Annotated in this window: 16 protein-coding genes; 11 read left to right on the top strand and 5 right to left on the bottom strand. The window is 57.5% G+C overall.

What is annotated here, in order from left to right:
- Window positions 1–67: 67 nt before the first annotated feature.
- From gcl to ACX5K5_RS15865, 3 genes are all read right to left on the bottom strand, one after another.
- Window positions 68–1861 (bottom strand): glyoxylate carboligase, encoded by a 1794-nt coding sequence (gene gcl / locus ACX5K5_RS15855; protein ID WP_443444827.1) that lies wholly within the window; start codon window positions 1859–1861, stop codon window positions 68–70.
- A 256-nt stretch (window positions 1862–2117) separates the two neighbouring features.
- On the bottom strand, window positions 2118–3002 hold the full coding sequence (locus tag ACX5K5_RS15860; RefSeq protein WP_459174789.1) for a 2-hydroxy-3-oxopropionate reductase: 885 nt from the start codon (window positions 3000–3002) through the stop codon (window positions 2118–2120).
- A gap of 50 nt (window positions 3003–3052) precedes the next feature.
- Window positions 3053–3853 (bottom strand): hydroxypyruvate isomerase family protein, encoded by an 801-nt coding sequence (locus tag ACX5K5_RS15865; RefSeq protein WP_459174790.1) that lies wholly within the window; start codon window positions 3851–3853, stop codon window positions 3053–3055.
- 438 nt (window positions 3854–4291) lie between these two features.
- Here ACX5K5_RS15865 and ACX5K5_RS15870 point away from each other — a divergent pair, with 438 nt between their 5' ends.
- The 3 genes from ACX5K5_RS15870 to ACX5K5_RS15880 all read left to right on the top strand — a co-directional run bounded on the left by ACX5K5_RS15870 (window position 4292) and on the right by ACX5K5_RS15880 (window position 6873).
- The gene (locus tag ACX5K5_RS15870; RefSeq protein ID WP_268236908.1) at window positions 4292–4417 is read left to right on the top strand and encodes a hypothetical protein; all 126 of its coding nucleotides are present in this window, start codon (window positions 4292–4294) and stop codon (window positions 4415–4417) included.
- 167 nt (window positions 4418–4584) lie between these two features.
- Window positions 4585–6114, top strand: coding sequence for an NCS1 family nucleobase:cation symporter-1 (locus ACX5K5_RS15875; protein WP_346059761.1), 1530 nt, complete (start codon window positions 4585–4587; stop codon window positions 6112–6114).
- Between the two features lie 15 nt (window positions 6115–6129).
- Window positions 6130–6873, top strand: a complete 744-nt coding sequence (locus ACX5K5_RS15880) for an aspartate/glutamate racemase family protein (RefSeq protein ID WP_188683654.1) — start codon at window positions 6130–6132, stop codon at window positions 6871–6873.
- 145 nt (window positions 6874–7018) lie between these two features.
- On the opposite strand, the gene ACX5K5_RS15885 is transcribed toward ACX5K5_RS15880, so the two are convergent.
- Complete coding sequence (locus ACX5K5_RS15885) at window positions 7019–7630, bottom strand: GNAT family N-acetyltransferase (protein ID WP_188683656.1); 612 nt, start codon at window positions 7628–7630, stop codon at window positions 7019–7021.
- A 329-nt stretch (window positions 7631–7959) separates the two neighbouring features.
- On the opposite strand from ACX5K5_RS15885, the gene ACX5K5_RS15890 reads away from it, so the two are divergent.
- The 6 genes from ACX5K5_RS15890 (at window position 7960) to ACX5K5_RS15915 (ending at window position 15551) form a co-directional block, all read left to right on the top strand.
- Complete coding sequence (locus ACX5K5_RS15890) at window positions 7960–8943, top strand: siderophore ABC transporter substrate-binding protein (RefSeq protein ID WP_188683658.1); 984 nt, start codon at window positions 7960–7962, stop codon at window positions 8941–8943.
- Between the two features lie 91 nt (window positions 8944–9034).
- Complete coding sequence (locus ACX5K5_RS15895; protein WP_188683659.1) at window positions 9035–10015, top strand: ABC transporter permease; 981 nt, start codon at window positions 9035–9037, stop codon at window positions 10013–10015.
- Window positions 10016–10019: 4 nt separating this feature from the next.
- The gene (locus tag ACX5K5_RS15900) at window positions 10020–11069 is read left to right on the top strand and encodes an iron chelate uptake ABC transporter family permease subunit (protein WP_459174791.1); all 1050 of its coding nucleotides are present in this window, start codon (window positions 10020–10022) and stop codon (window positions 11067–11069) included.
- Window positions 11066–11821 (top strand): iron ABC transporter ATP-binding protein, encoded by a 756-nt coding sequence (locus tag ACX5K5_RS15905; RefSeq protein ID WP_346059763.1) that lies wholly within the window; start codon window positions 11066–11068, stop codon window positions 11819–11821. The genes ACX5K5_RS15900 and ACX5K5_RS15905 overlap by 4 nt, the downstream gene beginning before the upstream one ends.
- 1154 nt (window positions 11822–12975) lie before the next feature.
- Window positions 12976–14091 (top strand): PrpF domain-containing protein, encoded by a 1116-nt coding sequence (locus tag ACX5K5_RS15910; protein WP_459174792.1) that lies wholly within the window; start codon window positions 12976–12978, stop codon window positions 14089–14091.
- A gap of 11 nt (window positions 14092–14102) precedes the next feature.
- Complete coding sequence (locus ACX5K5_RS15915; RefSeq protein WP_459174793.1) at window positions 14103–15551, top strand: SLC13 family permease; 1449 nt, start codon at window positions 14103–14105, stop codon at window positions 15549–15551.
- A gap of 174 nt (window positions 15552–15725) precedes the next feature.
- Here ACX5K5_RS15915 and ACX5K5_RS15920 read toward each other — a convergent pair whose 3' ends face one another.
- Complete coding sequence (locus ACX5K5_RS15920; RefSeq protein WP_441664152.1) at window positions 15726–16943, bottom strand: MFS transporter; 1218 nt, start codon at window positions 16941–16943, stop codon at window positions 15726–15728.
- 188 nt (window positions 16944–17131) lie between these two features.
- On the opposite strand from ACX5K5_RS15920, the gene ACX5K5_RS15925 reads away from it, so the two are divergent.
- Both ACX5K5_RS15925 and ACX5K5_RS15930 read left to right on the top strand, forming a co-directional pair.
- Window positions 17132–17785 (top strand): TetR/AcrR family transcriptional regulator, encoded by a 654-nt coding sequence (locus ACX5K5_RS15925; protein ID WP_188683671.1) that lies wholly within the window; start codon window positions 17132–17134, stop codon window positions 17783–17785.
- A 9-nt stretch (window positions 17786–17794) separates the two neighbouring features.
- On the top strand, window positions 17795–19405 hold the full coding sequence (locus tag ACX5K5_RS15930) for a carboxyl transferase domain-containing protein (protein WP_188683672.1): 1611 nt from the start codon (window positions 17795–17797) through the stop codon (window positions 19403–19405).
- Window positions 19406–19412 lie beyond the last annotated feature (7 nt).

Consider the following 19412-nt stretch of genomic DNA (forward strand, 5'->3'; position numbering starts at 1 on the left):
ACATCCATATTGGTGAACCGGTGTCCCGCGCCGAACTTTGCAGGTGGCAGGTCAGCGACGACCGAGATCAGGCACTTACCCTGGTGCCAGAAGTCATGGGCACCAACGCCGAAGGCGCATCCCCGACTTCCAAGGCAAGATCTTCAAACTCGTTGATCCCATCCAATTGCGCGCCCATAGAAATATTCGTGACCTTTTCCAGGATCACCTCCACCACGACCGGGACCTGATGCTCCTCGGCCAGTCGGTTGGCCTCGGCAAAGCCTTCGGCAAGTTTCGCCGGGTCGGTGACTCGTACGGCCTTGCAGCCAAGCCCCTCGGCGACCTTGACGTGGTCCACCCCGTATCCGTTGGTCTCCGGGGAATTGATGTTATCGAAGCCCAAGGAGACGTGATAATCCATTTCAAAGGGACGCTGGGACTGGCGAATCAAACCAAGGTAGGAGTTGTTGACTACTACGTGTACGTACGGCAGTTTGAACTGCGCGCCCACAGCCAACTCCTCGATCATGAATTGGAAGTCGTAGTCACCAGATAACGCGACCACCTTTTCGCCCGGCTTACCCCGCACCACGCCCAAGGCAGCAGGTCCGGTCCACCCCAACGGGCCTGCCTGCCCGGCGTTGATCCACCTGCGTGGACCGTAGACGTGCAGCATTTGCGCGCCGGCAATCTGACTGAGCCCAATAGTGGACACATAGGTGGTGTCCTGGCCGAAAGCCGCGTTCATTTCCTGGTACACGCGCTGCGGTTTGATCGGGATATTATCAAAGTTCGTCTTGCGGTGATTCGTAGCCTTGCGGGCAGTACACTCATTTGCCCAGTGCGAATAGTCCGGGATGGTGCCCGCACTCTTGCGCTCGCGGACAATCTCCAAGATCGCATCCAATGCTACCGAAGCGTCCGAGGTGATTCCCAAATCTGGGGAGAACACCCGGCCTATCTGGGTCGGCTCGATATCCACGTGAATGAACTTGCGTCCTGCGCGGTAGGTGTCCAAACCACCGGTATGACGATTAGCCCAGCGATTGCCGATGCCCAGAACGACGTCCGAAGCCAGGAAGGTCTCGTTGCCGTACTTGGTGTGGGTCTGGATTCCCACCATGCCTGACTGCAACCGGTGGTCATCGGGAATGATGCCCCAACCCATCAGGGTTGGAGAGACGGGAATGTTCAGTTCTTCGGCTAGCAGCACCAGCTTGTCGCTGGCATTCGCGTTGATTACACCGCCGCCGGCAATGATGATGGGACGCTTGCCACTGAGCAGCAGATCCACGATTTTCTCTGCTTGGCCGCGAGTAGCTCGCGGTTTGGTGGGTTCCAATGGCTCATAGGCGTCGATATCAAAATCGATCTCTGCCAGCTGCACGTTAATTGGCAGGTCAATCAGTGCCGGGCCGGGGCGACCCGAACGCATGATCTGGAAGGCCTTGGCAAGAGTACCTGGAACCAGGCCCGGTTCGAGCACGGTGGTGGCGTACTTGGTGACGGGCTTGGCGATGGATTCGATATCTACCGCTTGGAAATCTTCCTTATGCAAAACATTGGTGGGCGCCTGGCCGGTGATGCACAACATCGGGATCGAATCCGCGATGGCCGCATACAGACCGGTGATCATGTCGGTGCCGGCCGGACCGGAAGTACCCAGGCACAATCCGATCTTGCCGCTGGCCCGCGAGTATCCGTCCGCGGCATGGCTGGCACCTTCGACGTGGCGGTGCAGGGTGTGGCGAATTCCGCCGTGCTGCCTCATGGCCGAGTACAGCGGATTGATTGCTGCGCCGGGTAAGCCGAACGCTTCGGTGGCGTCTTCCTTTTCCAGGATCAGCACGATGGCATCTACTGCGCGCATCATAGGCATTTAAATCACACATCCATATCGATGGTTCGGCTCCCAACGGAGCGGTAAAAAAGAAGAATGGGGTAGACCTGTGGCGGGCCGACAAATTGATTCGTCGTCACACACCACCCCGAGCACCGGAGGCCGGACCCGAACTGGAACGAAGGACACCACCTGATGGCGAAGAAAAACATTCACCAGCGGGTGGGCCGGCCACCGAAGGTAGGCGTAGTACCCGCCACAGGAAGTATTTGCGAGCAGAGAATGGGTAAGGGTCTTACTCGCTCTGGCCCGAAAGGCGTTGTACGCCGCGGAAGAGGCCGGAATGGTCTAGCGCCCCGTCACCACTGGCCACGGTGGAGCCGACCAGCTGAGCTACAAGTGCTCCTAGGGGCAGTACCACCCCGGCTTCGCGTGCCGCGGAAGTCACGATGCCCATGTCCTTGTGGTGCAAGGCAAGTCGGAAGCCTGGCGCAAATTCACGATCTAGGATCTTTTGACCCTTCTGGTCGAGGACCTTGGAACCGGCAAGACCTCCGCCGAGGACCTTCAACGCCGAGTCGGTGTCCACTCCATAGGCTTCGAGGAAGACTACCGCTTCGCTCAACGCCTGGATATTCGCCGCCACGATTAGCTGGTTGGCCGCTTTGACCGTCTGACCGGAGCCGGAGGGGCCCACCAAGACGATGGTTTTTCCCACGGCTTCGAGTACCTGTTGAGCTTCGGCGAAGTCTGCGGGTTCGCCACCGACCATGATGGATAGCGCGCCGTCAATCGCACCTTGCTCGCCACCGGATACCGGTGCGTCCAGTGGTCGAAGCCCAGCCTCGCGGGCTTGCTTAGCCAGACTCACGGAGACGTCGGGACGTATCGAGGAATTATCAACCCAGATTGCACCGGGTTTGGCGTGTGCGAACAATCCCTCGGCTCCGGTGGTCACCGATTCGACGTCCGGGGAATCGGGCACCATCGTGATGATGACGTCCGCATCCTTGACGGCCTCGGCGATAGATTCGGCCCATTGCCCACCTGCGGCAATAAGTTCCTTAGTGGCCTTATCGCTGCGGTTGAATCCGGTGACGTGAAAACCGGCGGTAATCAGGTTCTTAGCCATGGGCAGTCCCATGATTCCCAAGCCAATAAAGGCAACGTTCTGCGACATTTGATGCTCCAAAGTTTGTTGGCGGTCCGCGCTCAAGGCGCAGAGATTGATTAGGAAGCTTCGACTTCTGCGGTGCGCAGCCAGTCGAAGGCTGTCTGCGCACTCTGCTTATATTCCAAGGCAACGAGACCGGCGTAGCCCAGCTCTCGCGAACGTGTAATCCAATCCATCAACGGCAGGTCACCGGTTCCCGGTGCACCGCGTTCTGGCGCATCGGCTATTTGGATGTGGGCGAAGTCCTTGGCATGCTTTTCAATCACTGCCGCTACGTCATCGCCGTTAACTGCTAGGTGGTAGAAGTCGGCGAGCAGGCCAATATTTTCGCCACCCGACTGCTTGACCTTTTGTACCACCGCTAGCGCGTCGTCCGCGGTTTTTAACGGATAGGCTTCGGTGCCGGATACCGGCTCAATCAATACGGTTCCACCGATGCGTGCAACACCGGCGGTGGCGATCAAAAGGTTCTCGACGGCTAGCTCATCCTGAGCCCGGGCAGAAGATTCCTTGTGGCGATTGCCGTAGAGCGCGTTGAAGGATTTGCAACCGGTGGCCTCCCCGATGGCGCTGACAACATCTACGTTCTCGCGGAATTCTGCGCCGCGCCCAACCCACGAGACGAGGCCGCGGTCCCCCGCTGGCATATCACCGGCGAAGAAGTTTAGTCCGTCTAGCTGCACTCCGGCGTTCTTGATTGAGCCGAGGAACTCATCTACCTGCTTGTCCGTTGGCACGGCCGCATCAAAAGGCCACCAGAATTCGACACTGTCGAAGCCCGCCTGCTTGGCGGCATCGGCACGCTGGTTGATAGGTAGTTCGGTGAGCAGAATCGAGCAGTTCAGAGTATAAGACACTGGATTTCCCTTCGAAACCTTTTTTAAATATTCCACTTCATGGAATCTTTGTCTTGCTTTATGAAAACTGTAGATCTGAATTTGAGTTACTGTCAACCCCCACGCGGCATGCATTACACGCACATCAAGGTCTCCCGATGGACGACTCCGCGAACACCTCCCGGAAGGGAGGGACCTACCCTAAGTGGCGCCATGGCACACAAAAAGTGCAGACGACGCTAGCGACTTCTTGACGGCCATTCTTCGCGCCCACGGGCGGGTGCGCCGACGCGTTTTCTCGAATTTCGTTTCCAAAACACTAGTCAACATGGTTTCAATATAATTCCACACAGTGAGATTAGGATTCTCTATTGCGGTAATGTGACGTACCGCATACAGTGGATAAACAATTGATGTGGCACACATCTCGGAGTGTATTTCACTTACTCAGGAGCAGCCATGAGCAAACAACTCATTGGGATTCACGCAGAAAAGCCAGCATGGCGTCTGCAGCACGAAGCTCAGCCCGTGGTGGGCACGCCAACCGAGTTCTATCTGAACTTCGGCCAGCCTATTTACCCGTAACGCGTCCGCATCTCCCCTGCTCAGGGGCACGAACACAGTTACCCCGCAAGGCAAATACAGGCACGTTTCATTCCTGCGCGCTGTCGATAGCTAAGTTACTCCCGGTCGGTCCTCGTCCGCCGAAAAAGCCTTGAGCTACAGCACGCTCCTAAGAATAGGACACCACCATGGCGCACCAATTACCGGAGACCACCTCCGCGCCGACGCTCTTCACCCATTCGCATCCCCAAGGAATCGATCCCAGTAACCCGCATGAGCTCAGCGCTTCGCTGTACAACGAAGATCTGGCACCCACCACTCGCAAGGGGCGCACCTGGAATTCCTATAGCATCTTCACCCTCTGGGCCAACGATGTGCACTCACTGGGCAACTACGCATTCGCCATCGGCCTGTTCGCACTAGGCATGAGTGGGTGGCAGATCCTTGCCGCACTTGGCATCGGCGCGATCTTGCTTTTCGCGCTATTAAACCTGTCCGGGTTCATGGGCGAAAAGACCGGTGTCCCGTTCCCGGTCATGAGCCGAATCGCTTTTGGAATCAACGGCGCACAGATTCCGGCGCTACTTCGCGGGGCCGTGGCCATTGCCTGGTTCGGCATTCAAACCTTCCTCGCCTCCCAGGTACTCAGCGTCATGGTGATCGCCTTGGCGCCGGGCGCGGCCAGCTTGCAGCAGACCAGCTTCCTTGGCCTAGACACCCTCGGCTGGATTTGCTTCGTCACCCTGTGGGCCCTCCAACTGGTGATTGTCAGCTACGGCATGGAAATGATTCGCAAGTACGAGGCCTTTGCAGGTCCGGTCATTTTGGTGACCTTCTTAGCACTAGCCATTTGGATGCTTTTTGAATCGGGCTTCAACGTCTCGATGACCACCGGTGAATCGCGCTCCGGCCTAGACATGTGGGTGGGCATCTTTGGTGCCGCCGCCCTATGGGTCTCCATCTATGGAACATTTGTTTTGAACTTCTGCGACTTCACACGCGGGGCTTCTTCAAAGAAGGCCATTGTGCGCGGCAACTTCTTCGGCATTCCGTTGAACATGCTGTTCTTCGGTGCGATTGTTGTCGTGTTGACCGGCACCCAGTTCTCCATCAACGGCGCGGTCATCAGCTCACCGTCAGATGTTGTCGAAGCGATCCCCAATACATTGTTGCTGGTCTTAGCTTCCGGGGCGCTTCTGATTCTCACCATTGCGGTAAACCTGATGGCCAACTTCGTGGCTCCGACCTACGCGCTGACTAACCTGTTCCCGAAGAAGCTGAATTTCCGCGCCGCCGCCTTGATTTCAGGCGTCATCGGCTTGGTGATCCTTCCTTGGAACTTGTACAACTCTCCGGAAATTATCAATTACTTCCTCGGCGGACTCGGCGCCCTGCTCGGCCCACTATTCGGCATCATCATGGCCGACTACTGGATCGTTCGCCGGGCACGGATCAACGTTATGGACCTGTACCGAACCAATCCGGAGGGCACTTACTACTTCACCCGCGGAGTAAATTTCCGCGCGGTGGCCGCCTTGGTGATCAGTTCCGTCGTCGCGCTGCTGCTGGCTTTTGTTCCTGCACTGCATGTTGTGGGGCCATTCGCCTGGTTCCTGGGCTCGGGTGCCGGCGCCATCGTCTACCTGCTCATGGCTAAGCGCCGCATCGACCTGGCCGACATCGACGGCGAAGCTATCGCAGTCACCCCGAAGCACTGATCCAAAGGAATCCAAATGCGCATTCTTGTTGTTAATGTGAATACCACCGCGTCGATGACTCACGCCATCGGTGAATCAGCCCGCAAGGTCGCCGCGCCGGGCACCGAAATCATCGAATTGACCCCCGACTTTGGGGCCGACTCCTGCGAGGGAAATTTTGAAAGCTACCTTGCCGCCATCGCCGTGATGGACAAGGTTCTGAATTACCCCGGCGAATACGACGCGGTCATCCAGGCAGGTTATGGCGAGCATGGCCGCGAGGGCCTGCAGGAACTACTCGACGTTCCAGTCGTTGACATCACCGAGGCGGCGGCATCAACCGCCCAGTTCTTGGGGCACAAGTACTCGGTGGTGACCACCTTGGACCGCACGGTTCCGCTAATTGAGGACCGTCTGAAGCTTGCGGGTCTGACCGATCGGCTCGCCTCGGTGCGAGCCAGCGGGTTGGGAGTCTTGGAACTCGAATCGGATCCCGAACGGGCAGTTGCCGCAATTGTGGAGCAGTCACGCCAGGCCGTAGAAAACGACAAGGCCGAGGTCATCTGCCTCGGCTGCGGAGGCATGGCAGAGCTTGAAGCCCGGGTCAGCGAAGCGACCGGTGTGCCGATCGTGGATGGAGTTCGGGCCGCGGTGACGATCGCCGAGTCGCTGGTGCGGATGGGACTGAGCACCTCCAAGGTGCGCACCTACGCCACACCGCGGCCTAAGACGATTACCGGCTGGCCCATTTCCCAGGCCACCCGGACCGTGCACGCCTAAACCATCCAAAGCAAAGATGTAGCCAAAGCCAAGGTCTGACTCAGAGTTTTCTCAGAGTAAGTCCTTAGAGTCGTAAGTACCTCTTGAAGGTGCGAGTGATGACAAGAAGCCCCTAACGCAATCTGCGTTGGGGGCTTCGCTCATGCTAGAGAAGCGTTTGATCCCGTTCGCTGCGTGCGAGCCATTCATCGGCCAGTATCGCGTAGCTCATCGAGTCAAGCCATTGGCCCTCACGATGCAAACCACTTTGCACCCCGTAGCCTTCACGGCGCATTCCAATGCGCTCCATGAGCCGCCACGATGGTTCATTATCCGCAAAGCATTCTGCCACGACCCGGCGCAACCCTAACGGGCCAAAGCATAGGTCCAACACACAGCTCACGGCCTCGCTGGCGTAGCCCTGGCCGCCATCAACCGGATTAAAGCTCCAGCCTATTTCCGCTTCGACGCCGCGCGCCGTTGCGGCAATTTCGCTTTGCCCCCAGCCGTCTTGCACCTTGACCATCACGGTTCCGATCAGTCGCGGCTGACCGTTTGCGTCGGTTAGTTCAACCGCCACATCATAGGCGTAGCGTTTTGCGGCCATGAATTGGCCTAGATATTCTTCGAAGTTCGCTGCGCCAGAGGTAATCCAGCGTTGGACTTCGGGCAGCTTGCGATACTCCCACGTTGCTTGGGCGTCGCCAGCTTCCAGCCGGCGCAAGACCAATCGTGGGGTGCGTATCGGCCAGCTGACCTTGTCCAGAGAATCGCTCATTCTCGCATTTTATCGTCCAGGCCAGTGGCCCAAAACGTCAGCGTGCGAACTCGTGACCTTAAATGACGCGAGCTGACCACTCTTTCTTCGGAAAAACAAAATAATTTGATTACGCTTCAGTGCACTATATAGCCCGGCTCCCTAGCTTGGCTCACCTAACTAAACGCGGAATTTCGCGGTAAAATCCGAATTTTACGCACCACAACCTTCCGTTAGTGAGCTACATAACAGTACTCTGGCTTATTCGATTTAGGTCAGCTTAGGCTAGGCTAATTACCAGATCACTTACTTGTGCGGCCAACGACGGTCGCCCTTTCCTGAAGGATGACATGGCTTCCATGAAACTTCGCGCCGCAGCTCTGCTTGGCGTCGCAGCAATGACCTTAACCGCCTGCGGTTCGAACACCGCAGCCCCGGCAGAGTCCGCACCGGCAAGCACCTCCACCGTGACGTTCACCGATAACAACGGCGAACACACCATCAATACCCCTGCGAAGTCTGTAGTCGCTACCGACAACCGCACCTTTGAAACCCTGGAATCCTGGGACATCAAGCTGACCGCCGGCGCAGTTGCGCTGATGCCAGACACCATCAGCTACGCCAAGGACAAAAACGTCGTTGACCTTGGAAGCCACCGCGAGCCAAACCTCGAAGCCATCGTTGAGGTCGCTCCGGACCTAATCATCAACGGACAGCGCTTCACCCAGCACGCCGAGAAGATCTCCAAGCTGGCTCCCGAGGCCACCATTGTGAACCTTGATCCACGCGAAGGCGAGCCTTTCGACAAAGAGCTCAAGCGTCAGACCACCGTACTGGGAGAAATTTTCGGCAAGCAGGCCGAAGCCAAGGCACTGACCGATGAGTTCGACAAGTCGGTAGCGCGCGCCAAGGCAGCCTACAACAAGGATGAGAAGGTCATGGGCCTGATCACCTCGGGCGGCGAGATCAACTACTCGGCACCGGGCAGCGGACGTAGCGTTGGCCCAGCCTTCGACATTCTGGGCCTGACCCCGGCACTGGTTGTTGAGGATTCCTCCACCGACCACGAGGGTGATGACATTTCCGTGGAAGCTATCGCAGGCTCGAACCCTGACTGGATGCTAGTCCTTGACCGTGACGGCGCAGTCGCAGCGGATGAGTCCGGCTACACCCCGGCCGCCGACCTGCTCAAGAAGTCCGAAGCGCTGGCAAATGTCACTGCTTCAAAGGAAGGCAACATCGTTGTCATGCCGGCCGATACCTACACCAACGAAGGTATCCAGACTTACACCGAGTTCTTCAATGACTTTGCAGATGCGCTGGAATCCAAGTAATTCCAACGCTAACTAGCGTCTACGTGGCGCAGTCGATTACCGGCTGCGCCACGTAGTCGTATCCACCACACACCACATATATGGCGGCATCATGACGACTACGACCCCCGCGGTCAAACCCAAAGGCAGGCTCCTAGAGCCCAAGCTACTGCTTGGAATTCTCGGTGTCCTAGTGCTCTTGGGTTTTTCCCTGTTCACCGGTGTTTATGACATCTTCGGCACCGATGACGGAACAGCGATGTTCGCCATTACCCGCATTCCGCGCACCATCGCGTTGGTCCTCGCCGGGGCTGCGATGGCAATGAGCGGATTGGTCATGCAACTGCTGACGCAGAACCGCTTCGTAGAACCCACCACTACCGGAACCACAGAGTGGGCCGGGCTGGGCTTGTTGACCGTGCTGATCATCAACCCGGAGGCCTCGCTGCTGGCGAAGATGACCGTGGCGATTATCTTCGCGTTCATCGGCACCATGGTGTTTTTCCTCTTCTTACAGCGCGTCTCACTGAAGGCTTCGCTGACCGTGCCGATTGTGGGAATTATGCTTGGCGCCGTGGTGGGCGCCTTCTCCTCATTTATTGCGCTGCAGACCGACATGCTGCAGTCCTTGGGTATCTGGTTTGCAGGCTCCTTCACCTCGGTGATTCGCGGGCAGTACGAGGTGCTGTGGATCGTGGCTATCGTGGCCATCGCGATCTTCATCGTGGCGGACCGCTTCACCGTGGCGGGCCTAGGTGAAGAGATTGCCACCAACGTGGGGTTGAACTACCGCCAGGTGATGCTGTTGGGTACCGGCTTGATCGCAATCGCTACCGGCGTGGTCACCGTGGTCATCGGTAACCTTCCGTTCTTAGGATTAATCGTGCCCAACATCGTCTCAATGTTCCGTGGTGATGATCTGCGTAGCAACCTGCCGTGGGTCTGCCTGTTGGGCATTGCTATCACCACCGTCTGTGACCTGATTGGCCGAACCATCATCATGCCTTTTGAGGTTCCGGTCTCGTTGATCCTAGGCGTACTTGGCGCGGTAGTCTTTATTACCCTGCTACTAAGGCAGCGCAAACTTGGCTAATCTCATGGCACCCCCACGCACCACACCTAAGCTTCCCGGTAAGTCGCTGTTTAATCGCGCGTCGGGAGCATTACCCACCAAGAAGACCCGCACCCGCTACTGGGTAGTCTTCTCCCTCATGTTGGCCCTAGCGCTCAGCTTTTCCTTTGGGTTGCTGGCTTGGGATAACCCGATGCCAGTTGGCTCGGACGGATTCTGGCTGATCGCCCAGATGCGCGGCAACAGCATTTTGACCATGGCTATCGTCGCGTTCTGCCAGGCGGTCGCGACGGTGTCCTTCCAGACGGTGACAAATAACCGCATCATCACCCCCTCGATTATGGGCTTTGAATCCCTCTATATCGCGGTACAAACCGCCTCGGTATTTTTCATGGGTGCCGCCGGTGTAGTGGCATTGCAGGGGATCTGGCAGTTCACCTTGCAGGTGGCCATCATGGTAGTTCTCGCCTGCCTGCTCTATGGCTGGCTATTGTCCGGAAAACTGGGCAATATCCAGATCATGTTGCTCGTCGGCATCATTCTGGGTGCAGGCCTCGGCTCAATATCTACGTTTATGCAGCGCATGCTGAGCCCCAGCGAGTTCGACATTCTCACCGCGAAGCTGTTTGGTTCCATGAACAACGCCGATATGAGCTACATGCCGGTAGCTATCCCGTTGATCCTCATTGCCGGGTTCTTCCTGATTTCAAATTCTCGGAAGATGAATATCGTGGCCTTGGGACGCGATACCACCATGAACCTTGGTATCAATCACCGCACCGAGGTGATGCGCACCTTGTTCTTTGTGTCCATCTTGATGGCCGTATCGACCGCCTTGGTTGGTCCGATGACTTTCCTCGGCTTCTTGGTAGCGACCCTTGCCTACCAGCTGGCAGATACCTACGACCATCGTTTTGTCTTCCCCATCGCTTTCCTCACCGGTTTTGTGGTGCTCTCCGGTGCGTACTTTGTCATGAAAAACATCTTCTACGCCCAGGGTGCGGTGAGCATCATCATTGAAGCCGTGGGCGGCATAACCTTCTTGATCTTCATCCTACGAAAGGGCCGGCTGTGATTACCCTCAAAGAAGTACACAAAAAATACAGCTCGGAGGTGACCATTGGGCCGGTCACCCTCGAAATCCCTACCGGCGGCATCACCGCACTGGTGGGTCCCAATGGCGCAGGCAAGTCCACCATGCTCACCATGGTTGGCCGCCTACTAGGGATCGATTCAGGCACCATTGAAGTCGCCGGCTACGACGTCACCTCGACCGCGTCGAAGGACCTAGCAAAGATCGTCTCGATCCTGCGCCAGGAAAACCACTTCGTCACCCGGCTCACGGTACGTCAGCTCGTAGCCTTTGGCCGCTTCCCACATTCCAAGGGACGCTTGACGACGACGGATGAAGAGATCATTTCGCGGTCTATCGATTTCTTGGATCTGGCAGAGCTCGAAGGCCGTTACCTCGACCAGCTTTCCGGCGGTCAGCGTCAGCGCGCCTATGTGGCGATGGTGCTGGCGCAGGATACCGAGACGGTATTGCTCGATGAGCCGTTGAACAACCTGGACATGAAGCACTCGGTGCTGATGATGCAGCACCTCAAGCGTGCGGCACAGGAGCTAAACCGGACCATCGTGATCGTGTTGCACGACATTAACTTCGCCGGTCACTACTCCGACTACATTTGCGCGATGAAGCACGGCAAGGTCGTCCAGTTCGGCACCCCGGAACGGATCATGAACGACGAGATCCTCAGCGAAGTTTTCGAGACCCCGGTGCAGGTGATCGACGGACCGAACGGTCCCCTAGCGGTGTACTACTAAGCAGGCGCCGGCTGCCTAGTGATCTAGGGGCCTGCGGTGGCACGCGTTGGAACTGCGGTGCGGTGAATATGCGATGCCTTTGACGATGAGCGAGGACCACACTTCCTACCGCCGCATCGTGATTCACCGCCATGGCGTTCACGTGTTCTACTTCTGACGCAGCCGTCCGCCCTCACCGGCCGGAAATAATCTCGAATCCAGCCGAACCCTGCAGCTGGTTCGAGAGCACACGTTTCATTTATCACGGGCCATGCGCGAGTCGAAGGGGCAATGCCAGCATCGCGGCCAGCCAATACTCCGAGCATAATTCCGGCTCCCGAATGCTACGCGCTCGGATCTGGTTCCTTCTTTCACCTTCATACAGACCCCGCACTTTCGAGGCCTGCTCAATTCGAACGTGAAACAAAGCCAACCAAGGCTTTCTGCGATGCTGGCCAACCGACACCCAGTCTCCGGGTCCAACCGAACCAGCCTCATCGTTCCAACCCAAAACCTGATTGCAGGCGTTCAGGCTCTTAAATATTCCCGTACCGCCTAGGATGCACTGCCAGCAGGAACACTCGATGTGTGCAGAACCGGCGGTGGCCATCTCGGAAAACGGGGCCTGTCAACAGGCACCTAGCCCTCAAGCAGCAAATCTTGTTGGTCTATTCGACCGTCACTCATACACTCAGTCGTCCTAGTGCTCAGAGCCCGCGAGCTCCGTTTCTTGGCCCTGCAGCTGCCCAAAACGAGTCTCCTATCGACCTGATTTGTATGCTCTATCAAAAAATCGCTTTGGCTTCGGCCACGGACTTCGACACGCGCAAGCCGGCGAGACAACCCCAATGTCTCGCACTGTGACAAATTTTTTTGCGTCGAAACCCAGAGGTAGGCATAAGCAGAGCTTCAATGAATTGTGTTTTTGGTTAATTCTCTAAAACCTCTGGTCGTGAGACTCGACATTCGTCTGTAACTCATTCACCCAAGTGCTCAATTGCAACGTCATAGACCTGAATTCTAGGCAAATTAAGCAAATCTACATACCCCCTCTACTACGCGTACATGGTCTTCATTTGTGATCTAGCTTATTGTTTTTTGGAAGCCGGATCATCAAAAATCCGGACCAAGTGACCGGGATTATGCACGCGGCACAACGAAATCTAGGAATGAAGATGAACATACAAGCCGAATGGATGCGCGGAGGCACCAGCAAGTGCTGGGTCTTTGAAACCGATCACTTGGACTTGACTAGAATTAGCCTAGACGAGCTGCTGCCGCGATTATTCGGCAGTCCCGATCAGCGGCAGATTGACGGTGTCGGCGGGGCAACCTCGACGACCAGCAAAGCCGTGATTCTCCACCAATCCGCCGATCCGGATGTTGATGTGGAGTTCACCTTCGCCCAGGTTGGCATCGAAGAGGCCACCGTGGACTGGGGCAGCAACTGCGGAAATTGCTCTGCGGTCGTGGGGCTCTACGCAATCGAAAATGGGTGGGTGGCTCCTCAAGGAGACGTCACCCAGATCATCACCCGCAACACGAACACCAAGCAGATCATCGTTCAGCTGGTAGACACTCCCGAGGGTGCATTGCCCATCGTTCCGCAGGCTCACATGCCTGGTGTCGCATCTGCCGGATACAAGGTCGGACTCGGCTTTAAGGATCCAGCGGGAATGACCACCGGAAGCCTGTTGCCCACCGCCAACGCCGCCGATTCGCTGAGCGTGGACGGTAGAAATTGGACCGTCTCCATGGTGGACGCGGGAGCGCCCGTCGTGGTTATCCGCGCCGAAGACCTCGGCTTGGATGCCGGGCGGTATGGCACCTGGACCGGGGATGTCGAACGGCAACTGGACACGTTGGAAAAGATCCGCCGCGAGGCTGCCGTGCGGATGGGCCTAGCCCCTACCACCGCTCAAGCCGCCCGCGCCATTCCCAAGGTGGCAATCGCCGCCGCCCCGGCGGATGACCTAGAAAGCGATATCAACGTCATGATGCTCTCCATGGGCAAACCCCACCCCGCCTTGGCGATCACCGGCAGCATCGCGCTGAGCCTTGGCGCCCGGACCCCGGGCACGGTGCTGCACAGCATCACGGGCGAGATTCCGCGTGCCGCACTGCGACTGCGCACCCCCGCAGGCGTGATCGAAACTTGGAGCGAAAAACGCGACGGTTCGATGCTGGTCGGCGTGGACCGCACCGCCCGCAGCATCGCCAGCTCCATCATCCACCTCCCCGAGACCCTCGGCAGCGCCGCCGAGGGCTCACTAGCAAGCGCCAGTTACTGAGGAGACGAACCATGACTAAAACAGCTTTTGAGCCTGCTCCCCCGACCGAAAATGATGAGATTGTCGTTCGTACCGTGAAGCCGCGGCGCAACCGCCGCGCCACGTTGATCACCATAGTCACGATCGCGTTCCTCGGTCTGCTGGCCGCCGTCTTCGGTCCCGGCATCTTCACGCCTTCTACCGGCGCCGACCCCGCAACTTCGATGACCGCGGAGCAGATCATCCCGCTGGTGGTCCTCGTAATAATGTTCATCGTCGCCACCAAGTGGCCGGTGAATATCGGTGTCATGGGGCTGGTGGCCGCCTTCGGCATCGGTTACTTCATGCTCGGCATGAGCGATAAGGAAATCCTCGCGGATTTCCCCGCAAGCATCGTCTTGACCATCATCGGCGTCACCTACTTCTTCAGCATGGCCCAGCACAACGGGACCATCGACATCATCGTGCGCAACTGCGTGCTGCTGGTACGTGGCAAGACAATGCTGCTGCCGTGGGTGTTCTTCCTCGTCGCCGCTGCGCTGACCTCGCTGGGCACCTTCTCGCCAGCAGCGGTCGCGTTGCTGGCCCCGGCCGCTATCGGCTTCGCCTACGAGTCGCGGATCAACCCGCTGCTCATGGGCGCCTTCATCATCAACGGCGCTCATGCCGGCGGCTTTTCGCCACTGTCTGTTTCCGGGGTTTTGGTGCACGATATTGCGCTGGAAAATGGGTTCCCCATCTCTCCTATCGCGCTCTTTGTCGCCAGCTTCGTCATCAACCTGATTCTCTCGGTATTAACCGTTGCGGTGTTCGCCTTGCTCGGCAAGATACGCGAAGGTGACGGCGTGGCGAATTCCGACCTTGACGATACCCGCAGCACTCGCCCACGTGGCCAGCAAATCTACACGTTGTTGTTGATTGGAGCGATGCTCGTATGCGCACTGGGCTTCGGATTGCCGATCGGCTTCGTCGCCCTGAGCGCCGGACTGCTGCTGGCACTGCTGAACATCAAGGATCAGCATAAATTCGTCGCCGGGATCTCTTGGTCAACCGTCCTGCTCGTAGCCGGCATGATCACCTATGTCTCGCTACTCACGCACGTTGGCGTCATCGACACCCTGGCCCACAAGGCTTTGGCCTTGGGCGCACCGATACTGATCGCCCTGGTGCTGTGCTACGTCATTGGCGTTGGTTCGGCTTTCGCCTCCTCCACCGCCCTGTTGGCCGCTTTCATCCCACTCGCCGGACCGCTGCTATCGCTCAGTTCGCTCAGTGCCACCGGCACCGTCGCTGCCATCGCCATCGCGGCAACCGTCGTGGATGTTTCGCCCTTCTCCACCGCCGGCGCTCTGGTCGTTGCAAACGTGAAGGAAATTCATCGCCAGCGTGTCTACCGACAGCTGATGATGTACGCCGGCGCCGTGGTGCTGGTCGCGCCCGCACTGGCTTGGGCCTTGCTGGTGCCAACCGGTTTCATGTAAACATGTAACCACTTTTCATCCAAGTGAAGGCAGGATCCCGTCAGCGGGATCCTGCCTTCACTTGTTCTTCTAAGCCGTAAATTTGCGCGGCAATGTAATTGAGCGCGGTGCGCTCTGCTTGGAGAACGACGGCTAGACCGGGCCTTCGCCGGGGCCAGGAGCACTTCTCTAGAACTACATCGGCTGGCGCGGCTCTTTCGCCCGCAGCACTGGTGAACATACCAAAACGATCACCCCGACAAGCGGGACCAGTAACAGCCCAGCTCGCAGACCCCAATTCTCAGCGATAAAGCCGACCAGCGGAGGAGACGCTAGAAAGCCGAGTCGCATCAGCCACGAAACCACACTCAGTCCAGTTCCAGGCGATAATCCCGGCAGTCTATCGGCATGCTCCATCGCCGCCGGCACCAAGGTGGCCACACCGAATCCAGCGGCAGCAAACCCGAGAAGACTTCCGGGAACCGAGGGGAACGCGAGCGCCAGACCCATGCCAAGCACTACACAAAGCGCACCAATTTGCGCAACGAGTCGCTGACCGAGCCGGTCAACCATTCCATCGCCGAGGATTCGCCCTATAAATTGAGCGCCCACCAAAGAAATGTATCCGAGCGCCGCAAAGGCTGCTGGGGTTTCCAAAGAATCGGCAAGATACAACGTAGCCCATGAGTTCCCAGCATCTTCAACCATCACTCCGGCCGTAGAGATCAGCACCAGAGCGGTCATCACCCAAGCGGTATGGTTTCGACGTTTGGCCACGGATTCAGGAGCGCCAGTCGGCTCTTGCTTAGCTAGTACTTCTTCGGCCCCTGTTTTCTCTGTCCTATCCGTGAGACAGAATTTGAGCGCAATAAGCGCGACCGTAGCGAAGACGAGAAATGATATTCCAAAGTGCACACTCAACGAGATTTTTAACGCCATGGCTCCTGCTGCCATTAACCCGCCAAGGACCGCACCCACCGACCAGAAGGCGTGAAAAGAGTTGAGAATCGAACGTCCATAACGTCGCTGCACCAAAAGTCCGTGCGAATTCTGCGCCACGTCGGTAATGGCATCCATGGCCCCACCAAGTAAGAACGCCCCCGCCAGCAGGGCCAAACTCGGCGCATTTCCTGCTCCGAGCAAGGCCAGCCCGGTGACCATAGTGCCCACAACGGCTACAAGTGCAGATCCAAAACGTCGAATAAGCCTGCCTGCGGCTAGCCCGGCAATCAGCGCACCAATGGGCCATGCGGTGACTAAGAAGCCATAGCTAGCCTCCCCCAACGCAAATTCACTTTTCAGCTCGGGAAGTCGCGGCGCCATATTGGCGAAAAGTGCCCCGTTGGTGAGAAAGAGTGCGGCCACCGCCGCGCGTGCTCGGCGATTAATAGGCAATACCCGCTCAATGCTCACCAAACGCCTCAGTTCCGCAGAATTTTATGGAAAGACTCCTAATTGACTCTCCCGTGGGAGTCTATCGAAGATCTAACCCGGCCCTACCTAATTCAACTCAAGACATTGACACAGGTCACATTTGCGACTGTACTAGAAGTCAATCAATCGATTGATAGACGTAAGTTTTGAGGAAGTGGCACTGCCCGATGGATATTGATCAGGTACAACGCGCGGCAGTCGCGCGCTTTGCCCAACAAGGCTTCGCAGCCACCGGTATCCGTGAACTTGGAACCGCAGCTGGCATCAATTCGGCAACTCTCTACCACTACGTTGGTAGCAAGCACGACCTCTTGGTCCGCATCATCAGCGAGTGCCTCAAAGCCATGATCACCGGCGGGCGTGAGGCACTGAGTGCCGCCCAAACGCCCACCCTCCAACTCGCCCAACTCATCGCCTTCCACGTCGCTTTCACCGCGACCAACCCACAGACCGCGCGGGTAGCCGAATACGAAATGCGTGCTCTAACCCCGGTGGCCCGTGAAGAAATGCAACGACTACGCGATGAGTATGAAGCACTTTTTACCAAGGTTCTGAACGAGGGCGACAAGACCGGCGAATTTAGCACCGCAGATCTCACCATGGCCAGACTCGCGGTCATGGAAATGGGTACCGGCGTAGCCCATTGGTACCGCCCCCACGGCCGGCTTTCCCTGGATCAAGTGCAGCAAAATTTTGTTGCCATGGCCTATAGGATTCTGGCCGTCCCCGAAACGGCCAAACTACCGAACACCCCGCTACCGAGCGCACAACAGCTGCCGAGCGAGCCCACCGCGCAACCTGCCACGCAGACCGTCAACTAAGGAGCACCAGTGAAGACCCTGCCCTCACAGCTCGATACTTCCTCGGAAAAGTACCAGCAAAACGCGAAGCAACACGCCGCACTGACTGAAGAACTCCATCAGCGGCTAGAGACCGCGGCGCGTGGCGGATCCGAAAAATCGCGCCAACGACATCTGGACCGCGGAAAGCTTCTGCCACGCGACCGAGTGAATCAGCTGCTCGATGAGGGCTCGCCTTTCCTGGAAATCGCACCGCTGGCTGCGGAGGGCATGTATGACGGGGCCAGCCCCGGCGCTGGGGTAATCGCCGGAATTGGCATGGTTCACGGACGCCACGTACTGGTCATTGCCAATGATGCGACAGTCAAGGGCGGAACCTACTTCCCAATGACGGTCAAAAAGCATTTACGCGCGCAAGAAATTGCCCTAGAAAATTCTCTGCCCTGCGTTTACCTCGTCGACTCAGGCGGAGCGTTCTTGCCAATGCAAGATGAGGTCTTCCCCGACCGCGACCACTTCGGGCGAATCTTCTTCAACCAAGCGAACCTGTCAGCCAAAAAGATCCCTCAGCTCGCCGCGGTCTTAGGCTCTTGCACCGCCGGCGGCGCCTACGTTCCGGCGATGAGCGATGAAACGGTTATCGTTCGCAACCAGGGAACAATCTTCTTAGGCGGCCCACCGCTAGTGAAAGCAGCCATTGGTGAAATCGTTACGGCAGAGGAGCTCGGCGGCGGAGATCTGCACGCCAAAACCTCTGGCGTGGTGGATCATCTGGCAGAAAATGATGAACACGCGTTGATGATCATCCGCGACATCATCTCAACTCTCCCTGCTAACCCAACCGCGGCCTGGGACATCGCCGAACAAGTGGCAGAACCGCTCTACTCAGCCAGTGAACTTCCAGGCATTGTGCCGGTAGACGTCAATGCGCCCTATGATGTCCGCGAGGTCATCACACGGCTAGTTGACGGCAGTGAATTCCACGAATTCAAGGCAGACTACGGAACTACGTTGGTGACCGGTTTCGCACATGTCCATGGTCATCAGGTAGGAATCATCGCCAATAATGGCGTGCTGTTCTCCGAGTCAGCAATGAAGGGCGCGCACTTCATTGAGCTATGCGACCAGCGTGGCATCCCACTACTCTTCTTGCAGAACCTCGCCGGTTTTATGGTGGGCCGTGACTACGAAGCAGACGGCATCGCCAAGCACGGTGCGAAGATGGTCACCGCAGTAGCCACCGCACGAGTCCCCAAGCTGACAGTGGTCATCGGTGGATCCTTCGGTGCCGGTAACTATTCAATGTGCGGACGCGCTTACAGCCCTCGCTTCTTATGGATGTGGCCAGGTGCTCGCATCTCCGTGATGGGTGGCAACCAGGCTTCTTCGGTGCTTTCTACGGTGAAACGCGATGGTATCGAAGCCTCGGGCGGCACCTGGAGCACGGAGGAAGAGGAATCCTTTAAAGCCCCCATCCGAGAACAATATGAAAACCAAGGAAACCCCTATTACTCCACCGCAAGACTTTGGGACGACGGCGTCATCGACCCAGCCGATACCCGCCGCGTACTGGGGCTTGCCCTTGAAGTATGCGCCCGCCAGCCATTGCCGGAGACTTCCTTCGGTCTATTCCGGATGTAATGCGAGG

Source organism: Glutamicibacter bergerei (assembly GCF_054495185.1).